Below are 12183 nucleotides of genomic sequence, written 5' to 3'. Positions count from 1 at the left end.
TGGGTGCCCCTTCGAATCTGATGCGACGGTACGGCGGAGTCGTTCCAGCATGCACAACCCAAGTCCACCACACGAAGACAACACGGAGCGAGGCTATCCGGAGTCTGCCGCTGCTTCGTCTGATGCGGCGCACGAATTCGGATTGCGTGCGCCTTCTGATGAGGGTTCGAGTCTGGGCGATCCTGTGGATGTCGCTGCGGAATTCGCGACGGCGGCCGCTTCGGTCGAGGCGGCCCTGACCCGCGATCTGGAGCACCTTCGCTCGGTGGCGGATGGATTCGGGGCGGGCGTGGGTTGGGCGGATCAGTACTCGGATGAAGCGGCCGCACTGGCGGCGCTGGGTTCGGGTTTCGACGGCAGCGGGAGCGATGCAGGGGGCTCGTCGCATTCGTCGCAGACGGGGGTACAATTGCAAGGCGGGGGGGCTTCGGGGGGGATGGGGGACGGAGCAGCCAGAGATTCCAAGCCGCTCTGGCCGGATGCCGGAGCGACGCTTCGCGCGCGCGAACGACAAGTCGGCACGGCGTCGGAAGTAGCATCGCAGCAAACCGGCGAGGTGGGCGACGGGGTCGGATCGGTCGGTGGTCGCATTCGAACGGCGTTGAACATGGGAAAACCGATGCCCAGGGATTTTGTGATGGGACAGGCGGCGCAGGCGTCGTCGGGGGCGTCGGGGGGGGATGACGCGCTGCTGGACGAGGGTGTTTCGGAGAAGGCGTTGGGCCGCTTGCAAAAGGAGCTTCAGGAAGCGCGCGAGCAGTTGGCCGAGGCGAGGCAGACCATCACGCAACAGCAGCGCACGCCAGGCAGTTCAACGAGCCGAGCTCAAACCGACGCAACTTCGAAGAGCGGAACCGTTACCGGAACGCCGGGCGAGCTTTCGCGCGAAGAAATCGACCAGCGCGCAGCGGCACTGCGTCAGCGCGTCGTGATGGCGCAGCAGGCGCTGGATGAGCGCGCTCGAAAGCTGCGTCAGGCGTTGGCGGCGGAGCGAAGTCGGTTGAAGGCGTATCACGCGCAATTGCAGCGTCGGGCGTCGGAGTTGGCGGAGCAGTCACGGCGCCAGGTGCCTGGGCCGGACAGCGCGCGGCGTCGTGAGGAGCTGGAACAGCAACGTGCGGATTTTTCCCGGCGGACGGCAGAACTGGAGCAACTGGAGGCGCAGCTTCGCGAGACGGCGAAGGCGGAGCTGGCCCAGCGCCGAGCAGAACTGGAGCAGATGGCCAAGGCGCAGCTTGCGGCCAGGCAGGCGGTGCTGGAGCAGCGGGAGCGGTCACTGGCGGAGCGCGAGGCGAAGCTGGACGAAGTGATCCAGGCGAGGGTGGCGCAGATCAAGCGCGAGGCTTCGAGCTGGGAAGGTCGGCTGGGGACGCGGCAGCGCGTGTTGAGTGAGCGCGAGGCGACGTTCGATCAGCGGGCGCGAGCGAAGCTGGACGAGGCGGAGCGCGAGGCGGCGCGTCGGCTTGCGGAGGCCGATCGGGAGGTTCAGGCGCGATTCGCGGAGGCGAAGAAGGAGCTGACAGCGCGACAGGCGGAGCTGGAATCGCGGGAGCGCGGACTGAACGAGCGAGAGAATCGTATCGAAGCGGAGCGTGCGGCGCGGCTGGCGGAGCTGGAGCGCGACATGGCGGCGCGCGAGGCGGCGCTGGAGGCCAAGAAGCGGTTGCTGTTCAAGCGCGAGGCGGAGCTGGAGGCGAACGTCAGCACGCGGCTGGCGGAGCTGAAGCGCGAGACGGTTGAGAAGCAGGCGGAGCTGGACAAGAAGCGTGACGCGCTGATGAAGCGCGAGGCCGAGGTGGAACAAACGGCGGCGGCGCGGATCGCGGAGATGAAGCGCGAGTTGGCGCAGCAGCAGGCGGAGCTGACGGCGAAGCAGGATCAGTTGATCAAGCGCGAGGCGCAACTGGAGCAGGCGGTCAACCACCGCGTGAGCGAGTTGCGTCGCGAGCTGATGGACGAACAGGGCGAAGTTCGAGCGCGGGCCGCGGCGCTGGCCAAGCGTGAGGCCGAATTGGAGCAAACGGTGCAGGCGCGCGTGGGCGAGGTGCGCCGTCGGCTGGCTGAGGAACAGGCCGAACTAGAACAGCAGAAGCGGTCGTTGTTCGAGCGCGAGACCAAGCTGGAGCAGACGATCAGCGCGAGGCTGGCGGAGCTGGATCGCCAGTCGGCAGCGCGTCGCGCGGAGATCGAGGAGCGCGAGCGGGCCGTGGCGAGGCTGGAGTCGGAGATCCGCAGCAAGTCCGAAGCGTTGGAAAAGGCTCGCGTTGCGCAAAGCGAGCAGCAGAAGTCCCGCGCGGCGGAATTGGAAGAGCAGATCCGCCGCCATCGCGAGGCGGTCGAAAAGGAAGAAGCGATCATCCGGGAGCGCGTGGCCGAGGCGGTGGCGCGGCACGAAGCCGAGATCGCGTATCGCCTGCGTACGCTGGAAGATCGGGAGAAGGCGATCGCACATCGGGAGCAATCGATTGCGGCGGTCGAGTCGGAGTTCAAGCAGCGTGAAGCGTTGCTGGCGTCGCGTGCCGAGACGTTGGAGCAGGGCGAGCAGGAGTTTTCGCAACGTCAACTTGACCTGGAGATGCGGGAGCACCGCATCAAGGATCGGGAGGCGGAACAGGAATCGCGCCGGCGTGAGCTGGACGAGCTTCGCCATGCGGTTGATCGCCGCATGGTTGATGCGGAATCCGCGGAGCGTTCAGCCCGCGAGATGAAGGATCGCGTCGACCGCCAGTTGGAGGCGCTTCGAAAGGGCGAGGCAGACCTGGAGCAGGAGCGCGAATTGCTGACGGCTCGCATCGCGGAAATGGATTCGCGCGAGGCCGCGCTGAAGGCTCGCACGGACGAGATTCAATCGCTCAATCGTGACCTGGACGCCGAGGCCCGGCGACTGGCGCAGGAGCGTGAGAAGCTGGTCGATCTGGAGCACCGCGCGAGCGAGGTCGAGGCGCAGCGACTGGACCTCGAAGCGCAAATGGCGGAGATCGAGAAGAAACAGCGCGAGGTGGATCACGCGCAGGCGATGCTGGATCGGGAGGCGGCCGAGTTCGAGAAGACGCGGCTGGAGGTGGATCGGAAGGCGGCGGATTTCGACGCGCGCGAGGCGGCGCTGGAATTGCGATCCAGGGAGCTGGCCCGCGAATCGGAATCGGTTCACGCGGCGCAGAAAGCGCTCGAGTCGCAGCAGGCCGAGATCGCAGCGCTGCGTGAGACCCATGTGCGTCGGCTGGCGGATCTGGACGCGCGTGAGAGCGTCGTGGCGGATCTGGAGAGGCAGAAGTCGGAAGTCGAGAAGCAATCGCAGGCGCTGCGTGAGGCGCAGGAGTCGCTGCGTGCCGAGCGGTCGCGCCTGGCGGAAGAGAAATCATCCCTGGAGCGGGAGCGCGAGGACGTCACGCTCCGCGCCGGTGAGTTGGCGACGCAGCGAGCGGAGGTCGACGCCCGGCAGCGCGAGTTGGAGCGTGAATGGGCGAAACTGGAGCGCGAGCGCGTGGCGTCGCGCGATCGCGAGCGATTGCTGGCCGAGGAGACGGCGCGGCTCAAGGCGTCGCAGGCCGAAGTGGAGCAGGCGCGGGCGGCGCTGCGTCGCACAACCGAGGAGACCGAGGAACTTCGCCGTCAGCTCGTGGCCAAGGCGGATCGCATGCGGCTGCGCAAGGCGCGGCTCGCGGAAGACGCGGCGCTGGTGGACAGCCGGCTGAAGGAATTGAACGGTGAATTGGAAGCCGCGCGGCGCGAGCGCTTGAGGTTGACCCAGGAGCGCGAGGAACTTGAACGTTCGCATCAACACATCGCGTCCGAGCAGCAGCGGTTGACGCGAGCCCGTGAGGAGCTGGAAGAGCAGCAGGCGGCCGATGTCGAGGCGAGGCGGCTGAACGACGAGCATCGCCGGCGGCTGGCCGATCGCGAAGAACGCCTGGCGAAGCGCGCGCGGCAACTGGAGCAGTACGGCGCGAATCTGAAGCGGCAGCTGGCGGAGCTTCGTCGGCAGCGTCAGGACTGGGCGGAGCTTCATGGGCGCGGCGAATCCGGTCAGAAGCTGTCGGCGCTGCTGCGCGATGCGGAGGCGAAGGAGCGCGAGCTGCGTCAAAAGGAAGAGGCGCTCCGGGCGCACGAGGAAGCGCTGTCGGCCGTCGCGGCGGAAGTGGCGGAGGCAAGGCAGGAGATTGAGCGTCGCACTCGCGCCGTGGAAGGCAGGGCGGCGGAGGTTCGACAGGAAGTCGAAGGTCTGTTGCGTCAGCGGGACGAACTGGAGGCGGCGGTCGCCGAGCGTCAGGAGGCGTTGGAGCGTGCGCGGCGCGGGGCGGAATCGCAGGTTGCGGAGTTGGAATCCCAGTTGCGCGATCGCGAGCGGCAACTGGAAGCGGATTATCAGGCGCGTGTGGAATCGCTGGAAGCCGAGGCGGCCGCTCGGGAAGAGCGCGCGATGCAGGAATTGCGAGAGCGATTCGACGCGTCGATCGCGGATCGACTGGCCGAAGTGCGGCGTCGCGAGGAAGAAACAGAACGACGGTGTGAGAATCGCCTGGCGGAAGTGGAGCGCGACATCCAGACCCGGCTGGAGTTGCTTGAGACGGAGTTGAAGGAACGGCGCGAGCAATTGGACGCGCAGGCCGCGCGGCATCGCCAGGAGCTGGAAGCCGAACATCGCGCGCGGCAAACGCAGTTGCAGAGCGAGTTCACGGGGCGGCGATCGGAGGTGGAGTCGGAGCTGGAAGCGCTGCGCGAGCGGATTCAGCGTGACGCGGAGGAGTTCCGCCGGCGCGAGGCGCAATGGATCGAGGAGCGCGCTGCGCTGCGTCGCGAGGCAACGCGCGCCGCAGCCGAGGCGGCGGCTCGAGCAGCCGACCGGGCTGACCAATCCCGTCGGACGCCGATTCGAGAAGACGTCGTCGGCGCCGTGGCATCTGCGGATCCTGCATCAGAAGAAGACATCGTACGATTTCTCGCCGATGACGATTCGTTCGACACGCCGGCGGAGTCGCACGCCGCGTCCACCCTCGGCGAGGAGGCGAAGCACACAGGGTCCGCAGCCGATTCGGCGTCTGATTCGTTCAATGATGACGGGCAGGTGTTCGACGATCACGACTTGGAGTTCGTGACCGGCGATGAATTGAACGAATTGCCGCTTCCGGCGGTGCAGCCCGAGACGCTGCCGGTGTCGGTTGCATCAAGAACATCCCCGCGGCGGCGATTCTTCCGGGCGGCGTCCGTGGGATTGATCCTGGGCGGCTTGGCGTCCATGGCGTACCTGTATACGCCGTCGCGCGATGTGGTCGTTCGCGGACGATTCATGCTGGACGGCGCGGGCCAGGGGATTCAAGCCAGTGCCCGAGAGCATGCGGCGAACATTCTACGCCCCGAAGTCTTCGACGAAGCGTCGCGCCTGGCGTCGGTGGATCTGAAGGCGTTGTACCGCGATCAGCGGTTCTTCGTGGCCGACGCGCCGACCGGTGATTGCGTGGATGTTCGAATCAAGGCGCCGCTGGCGGATCGGGACAAGGCCCAGACCTGGGTGAATGCCGTGGGGCAGGCATACACGGCGGCGCTGGGGAGGCTGGGCAATTCGCAGGAGGAAATCGAGCGTCGCATTGGTTCTCTGGAAGCCGGGATCGCGCCGTTAAAAGCAGAATTGATCGAGGCGCGAGCCGAGTTGGAGTCGTTGGAAAAGGCTGCCGCGGCCGACCCGTTGCTGAAGCGCGTCAGCGACGCCCAGCACTCCAAGGCGCGCATCAAGGACGAAATCGCCGCGGCACAGAAAGAGATCGACGCGGCCAAGTCGGCGCTCGCCGCATTTGAGTCGGCGCCGATCCCGACGGCGCCGATTGTTCCGACCGAGGCGCAACTCGCCGCGGCGGCATCGTCCGATGAGGAGTTGAATCAAGCGCTCCAACAGCAGCAGAGCAAGGCGGTGGAGTTTCATACGTCGCTCGTTTCAGCGATGGACAAGGCGCGGCGATCGATTCCGGAACTGATGTCGAGCATCGAAGAACTTGTTGACGAGACGAAGAAGCAGGTTTCGACGCAGAGCGACGAGGAGATCCGCAAGGAACTGGAGCTGATCGCGCTGGACCTGGCCGACTACCAGGAGCAAGCGAAGACGTTCGTAAGCGGCTGGGAAGAGCTGATGCCGAAGGTCAGCGCGTGGAGGCAGGGCATGGATCCGCATCTGTTGATCGAGTATCAGCAGAAAGCCGAGTCGCTGGTTCGGGATTTCCACGCTGCGTCGCGGTTGTCATTCGGCGGCGCGGCGCAGAAGGCGGAGCAGATTGGCGCCGCCGGCAATGAGATGACCAAGCGGCGGATCATCCAGAGCATATTGACGAATCTGGCGCACAAGAGCCTCGACGCGCGGAATCGCTGGACGGTGCAGGCGCGCGACGTGGCCCCGCGTTACAACGTGGAGCTGAAGGCTCTGCGAAACGCGCTGAACGACCTCGCGCCGCGGATTCGTGAGCGGCAGGAACACCATCGCAGCGTCGTGGCCGCGGCGTTGGCGAAGGAACGTGAGGCCCATCGCGCCGCGCGGCTCGCGGAGTTGAAGGCGGCGGTGGAGACCGCAATCGCGCGACACCAGTCTCTAAGCGAGGAGTTCATGCGCGTGGATTCCGCAGCGACGCTGACGGCGGATGAGATGGCGGCCGTTGCGACGCAGAAAGACGCGATCGAACGCAAGCGCGACCAGATCGGCTCGATTGAGAAGCGAATCGCGGCAGCAGAGGACGAGATTCAGCGCGTCCGTTCTTCTCGGCAGATCGTTGCCGCGGGCGCCGTTCAGTTTCAGCCGATGGACCCGGTCATGCCGGCGCTGTTCGACTTGGAAAAGAAAGATGTCGCGATCGCCATCGGCATCCTGCTCGCGTCGCTGGTGATGTCGGCTATGTTGCTCTTGAGCGGCCGGCCTCAAACCGCCTCGCCCGATTCACGGTCGCGCTGAAGCGGTGGCGGCGAGCCGTCTCACGAGGCCCCCGGCCGTCTCGCGCAAGGACCGCTCGCGCGTTCCAACGAACACCATGTTACGCCCGCTGATTCTGACGACCGACCTGAAGCCCGGCGGGCTGCCGTGGCGCATGGCGCGGCTGGCGATGGCGCTTCAGGAACGCGGTCATCGGCCGGTCGTCGGATGCCTTGCGGGCCGCGGGGAACTGCACGAAGTCCTTGAACGGCATGGCATAGCGACGTTCGCATGCGGCGCAACACGGGCCGGCGATTGGAAGGCCTTGGCGGCGTTTCGCTGCGTTGTCCGGCGGCATGATCCGGATCTGGTTCATGCGTCGCTGTTCCACGCCAATCTCGCGGCACGCTGGTTGGGGAGGTTGGACCGTCCTCGACCGGTCATCACGTCCACGGTGACCATCGAGATCGAGCGGCGATGGCATCGGTGGGGCGAGATGCTGACGAGTGGAGGATCAACCTTGCATGCTGTGAACTCGCAGGCGGTGGCGCGGCATGTGATTTGCGATCTTGGCATGGATCCGGCAAAGGTCGTCGTGGTTCCCAACGGGCTGGACCTGCGAGCGATTGAGCGGACGCCGCCGGTGAATCGCGAGCGTTTCGGCCTGCCGGATTCGTCGCCGCTGGTTGTCTGGGCGGGGCGTCTTGATCCGGTGAAGCAGATCGAGACAGTTATAGATATAATGGGCGCCCTGCACGACGCGCTGGGAGCGTATGGCGTGATTCTTGGGGACGGCCCGCGGCGCGGCGCCGTCGCGGAATACATCCATGCGACCGAGCGAGTCGATTGCGTGCGGATGCTTGGTTGGAGCGAGAACGTGATCGGTTGGCTCAAGGCAGCGAACCTGATGCTGCTCTGCTCGCGCACCGAAGGCTCGCCGAACGTCGTGCTGGAGGCGCTGGCATGTGGATGCCCGGTTGTGGCATCCAATATTGAAAGCTGTAAAGAACTGCTTGGAAACGGCGCGCGGGGCCTCCTCGCGCCGGCGGGGGATGTCGAGGCCTTCACCACGGCCGCCCGAAATATCCTTACAAATCCCGAACAACAGGCTATCCGCCGTCCGGGAATGGAGTACGTCCGCCGTGAACACGATCTGTCCCGGGTAGTCGAGCGGTGGATTGCATTGTATGAGCGGGCCATGGGCCGATAAGTACAGCTCTGTCGTGTCTGTGAATAAAAAAATTTACTGATCACAAACTTCTGTTTTTACGGAGGTTCCGCGTTCTCCGAAAAACAATTAGGAGATCAGCAAAGAAATGTCTTGCAATCGGTGGAGGATTGTGGTGATAATTCCCTTCCGGTGGTGAAAAGTGGGTCGCCGGCCCAAACACCACGGAAACACCATGTATTTCCTAACCGGGTCAGCTGACCACCACATCGATGATAAGAACCGCCTCGCCATCCCGTCGAAGCATCGAAGCCGGTTCAACCCGGAGCGTGACGGCAAGGGGTTCTATCTCACGATCAGTCAGCCGAAGACCTGTCTGCGACTTTATACGGAACGAGAGTTTGAGCGGCAAGCAGCCGAACGGCGACCGCACCTGCTCCAGCCGCAGGCGAGCACGATGTTCAATCGCAATTTTTTCGCCCTGGCGGAGTTCGTGGAGCCGGATTCGCAGGGTCGAATTGTGGTTCCTGAGCGGTTGATGCGTTACAGCGGAATGCCGCGTGAGGTGGTCATCACCGGTGCCGGGGCATACCTGGAGATCCGACCGAAGAGCAGTTTCGAAGCGGAGATGATTGATTTTGTTGAGCAGTACGACGAGCACTACGAGAGGGCGTTGAAGGCGGAGTCTGGCACGAGGCGGCAACCCGATCCGGAAACGGAATCGGGATAAAACCTGACCGGTGGGTGGCGTGTGCTGCCCGGTGAGGTGTAGATTCGAGGCAAGGGCGCGGAGAGAGACCGGATGAGGGCCTCTCTCCGCGTCCGTCGCTTCGGGTAAGAAGTGGGCGATTTGAAACAGGAATAGTCAGAACGCACAAAAATGGGTGCGCCGTTTCCGCGCGCCGGTGGGTCGATCAATCGCCCGATTGGCATCGAGCATCGTCATGAATTTGGTTCGAGCGTTGGCAGTGGTTCGCGAAGCGATTGGCGCCAGGGATCGGCAGCCGGTTGCGAAGGTCGACGGCACAACGATCGTCGGCCTGCGAACCCTGTCCGCGCGCTTACAGCGTCTGGCTGAGTCGGGCGGAGGGGAACCGAACGTTGAGTTTTCTCCGCATGTCGCCGAGTTGATGGCCTGTTGCGGCATGTCGAACCAAGCCGTTCGGCGGACCTCGGCGAGTTCAACCGATTGACCAGCGCGTTGGAGGCGCCCGCCCGGAACGGATTTCGCGGCGGGTTTCCTTATTTTTTAGAGCCGAGTGAACCTCCCGTCGGTCCTGACTCGACATCGAGGCCGTTCACGGTGACAATGCAGGGCTTCCAATCAGCAGGAGAAGGAGCCTTCGTTCACCATGGACTACGACGCACTTCAGACGTTTGCCAAAGCCGGCCGCTGGGCGGATCTCGAAAAGAGCTGGCTGGCGCTCATTGAAGAACCCTCGGCAGACGGAACGCGCTTGCTGCCGGTGATCGACACGGTTGTGAAAGCGGGGCAGGCACCGCTGGCGGATACGTTGGGGTGGGCGTGGTTGTCCAGTGTGAAGGAATCTCGTCCGCCGGAAGCGGCGTTGCAGATCGGGCGCGAGTTGTGTGTTCGTCTGACCGACGGTGACAGCCTACGAGAGGAAATTCTCGCGTTGTACCGCCAGACCTATAAGGATCGCTGCGATCTGGAGCAGTGGATCGACAAGTCCGGACTGAAGGCCGGCAAGTCCGTGCGTCGTGCGTTGCGCTTCCTCGATACCGGGCTTCGACTGTCCAAAGGGGCGTACCTGATACACCGCAGTGACGAGTACGCGGCCCAGCTAATGGAGTTGGACCTTTCCGGCGACAGCGCGACGATTCAAGCCGGCCGCCGCACGCAGACGATCGAGTTGGCGGAATTGCTCGACGATTACGACGTCGTGGAGGAGAACGATTTCCGCGTGTTGCAGCAGTTGCGGCCCGAGCGCATCGCGGAACTGGCGGAGAAAGATCCTTCGGCGCTGGCGGTGGGAATACTTCGTGGCCATCGCAACAAGATCACGCGCGATGATTTGAGAATGATGCTGGTGCCGCGGCATCTACCGGCCGAGCGGTGGTCGGACTGGTGGACCTCGCTTCGCAACGCGGTGAAAAAGAGCCATCATCTGCGGATCGAAGGCCGCTCGCCGATGTTTCTCATCTACGATCCGGTTGGCCAGACGTTGGAAGAAGAGACGTGGGGGGCGTTTGCCAAGGCGACGACGCCACGGGAGTGGTTGGAATTGCTGGAGGGCTATCTGCGTGAGACGCGCAGCCGTAAGACGCAGCCGGACACGGCGTTTCTGGAGCGTGTGCAAAAGGTGTTGGTGGGGCAGATCGAACGTTTTCTCAAGCACAAAGAGCCGGTGCAGGCATTTACGACGGCGCTGGTGATTGAGCGCGTGGCGGCGGACGGGTTGCCGGTATCGACCGACGCGCACGGCATGGCGTTAGACATGTTGTCTAAATCTGCCGAGCCGGTTCGGATCGTAGCGAACGTGACGGACAGCCGGTTGTGGGCGCTGGCGGTGGCCTGCGTGGAGCAGGCATTCACGGATCGATGGCCGGAGTTGCTGGCGGAGTTGATACTGTATGCACCGGCGGGGCAGTGCGATGTGCTTGCGAAAAAGATCGAGAGCGCCGGGCGCGGGTCGCTGCTGGTCGGCATCGCCGAGCGGGCGCTGGCCGAGCCGGGCCGATTCACGGATGCGATGATGTGGTTGTGGAAGGGACCGGATGTTTCGACGGCGCTTCCGCTTCCGCCGGCGACGGAAATGCTGACTCTGATCCTGGGGCTGGTCGGTCCGGCGCGGGTGTCGGAGGGCAAAGCGGCGGGGCAATCGGTGAACGAGATGCGAGCGCGCGTGCGGGCCGGGCTTTCGGCGCGGGACTACGCGCGATATCGCAAATGCCTGGAATCCATGGACGACGCGATGGCCGTCGCGATGCGCCGATTGATCGAGCGTGCCGAGGGTCTTGGTCCGAGCGTGCAGGACGATATGGCGAACATCCTGCGCGCGAAGTTCCCGAACATGTACGTCAAGCCGAAGGTCGCGCTGTGGGAGGATGACAGCGTGCTGTATTTCACCGGGCGCGGCCTGAAAGCGAAGGAACAGGAACTGACCGAAATCGTGAACGTGAAAATGCGCGAGAACGCCAAGGCCATCGGCGAGGCGGCGTCGCACGGTGATTTAAGCGAAAACTCGGAATACAAGTTCGCTCTGGAAGAGCGCGACCTGCTGCGGGCCCGGGTGGCGAAGCTCAACCGCGAACTGGCGATGGCCAAATTGCTCGAGCCGGGCGATATTCCGTCGGATCACGTCAGCATCGGCCATCGGGTGACGATGCAGCCGGTGGCCGGTGGGTCGCCCCTGGTTGTGACGATTCTCGGGGCGGATGAGTCGGATCTGGCGAAGCAGGAGTATTCTTATCAAAGCCCGTTCGCGCGGTCGCTGCTCGGCAAGCGGATCGGTGAACGCGTAAGCATCGCGACCGATCAGGCGACTGGGGAGTTTACCATCGCGGCCGTTGCAAGCGTTTTAAATTGATCGGCGTGGTCGGGATACGTCGAACCCATCCGGGCAAACAGTCGTAAGGCTCGCATCCGTGGCGTGCTTCCGGGGCTGCGGGATGATCATTCGGGATTTCAATGATACCGATGTGGCGCCGGCCAACGCGATCACGAACGACGTGATCCTCAACACGCCGATTCATTTCGCCTGCGAACCGGCGACGGACGAGGCGTTTCGCGCGTACTGGCAGCAAGGTCTGCGCGGCGGGCCGTGGCTGGCGGCGGAAGTCGATGGCATTTTCGCGGGGTACTGCAAGGCCGGTCCGTGGCGTGACCGGGCTGCGTACCGATTCACGGTAGAGACGGGTATCTATATCGCGCCGGCCTATCAGGGCCGCGGGATTGGTCGGTCGCTGTACCTCGCGCTCTTCGAGCGGCTTCGCGCCGCGGGCATGCACCGGGTCGTCGCCGGCATCACGCTGCCAAACGAGGCGTCGGTGCGATTGCACGAAGCCGTGGGGTTCCAATACGTCGGCACCTTCCGGGAAGTGGGCTGGAAGTTCGACCGGTGGCACGACGTCGGATGGTGGGAGATGGGGCTGCGTTAGCGGC

General features: G+C 64.3%; 5 protein-coding genes. All 5 read left to right on the top strand.

Annotated elements, in window-relative coordinates; all coding sequences use genetic code 11:
* Positions 1 to 142 precede the first annotated feature (142 nt).
* The 5 genes from HRU71_03505 (at position 143) to HRU71_03485 (ending at position 12179) form a co-directional block, all read left to right on the top strand.
* Positions 143 to 6931, top strand: coding sequence for a hypothetical protein (locus HRU71_03505; GenBank protein QOJ02611.1), 6789 nt, complete (start codon positions 143 to 145; stop codon positions 6929 to 6931).
* A gap of 76 nt (positions 6932 to 7007) precedes the next feature.
* On the top strand, positions 7008 to 8099 hold the full coding sequence (locus tag HRU71_03500) for a glycosyltransferase family 4 protein (protein ID QOJ02610.1): 1092 nt from the start codon (positions 7008 to 7010) through the stop codon (positions 8097 to 8099).
* Positions 8100 to 8292: 193 nt separating this feature from the next.
* Positions 8293 to 8787, top strand: coding sequence for a hypothetical protein (locus tag HRU71_03495; GenBank protein QOJ02609.1), 495 nt, complete (start codon positions 8293 to 8295; stop codon positions 8785 to 8787).
* Positions 8788 to 9409: 622 nt separating this feature from the next.
* Positions 9410 to 11608, top strand: a complete 2199-nt coding sequence (locus HRU71_03490) for a GreA/GreB family elongation factor (protein QOJ02608.1) — start codon at positions 9410 to 9412, stop codon at positions 11606 to 11608.
* A gap of 112 nt (positions 11609 to 11720) precedes the next feature.
* Positions 11721 to 12179: an N-acetyltransferase family protein gene (locus tag HRU71_03485; protein ID QOJ02607.1), complete on the top strand. Its 459-nt coding sequence runs from the start codon at positions 11721 to 11723 to the stop codon at positions 12177 to 12179.
* Positions 12180 to 12183: the final 4 nt, after the last annotated feature.

It is taken from the genome of Planctomycetia bacterium, assembly GCA_015200345.1.
In the GTDB taxonomy this organism is placed as follows: Bacteria; Planctomycetota; Phycisphaerae; order UBA1845; family UTPLA1; genus PLA3.
The sequence above is the reverse complement of the archived record's forward strand: the minus strand, read 5'-3'. Positions and strand labels throughout refer to the sequence as shown.

Coding starts and splice junctions, on each gene's coding strand:
- HRU71_03490 (QOJ02608.1), top strand. CDS start 9,410: ATGGACTACGACGCACTTCAGACGTTTGCCAAAGCCGGCCGCTGGGCG.
- HRU71_03500 (QOJ02610.1), top strand. CDS start 7,008: ATGTTACGCCCGCTGATTCTGACGACCGACCTGAAGCCCGGCGGGCTG.
- HRU71_03495 (QOJ02609.1), top strand. CDS start 8,293: ATGTATTTCCTAACCGGGTCAGCTGACCACCACATCGATGATAAGAAC.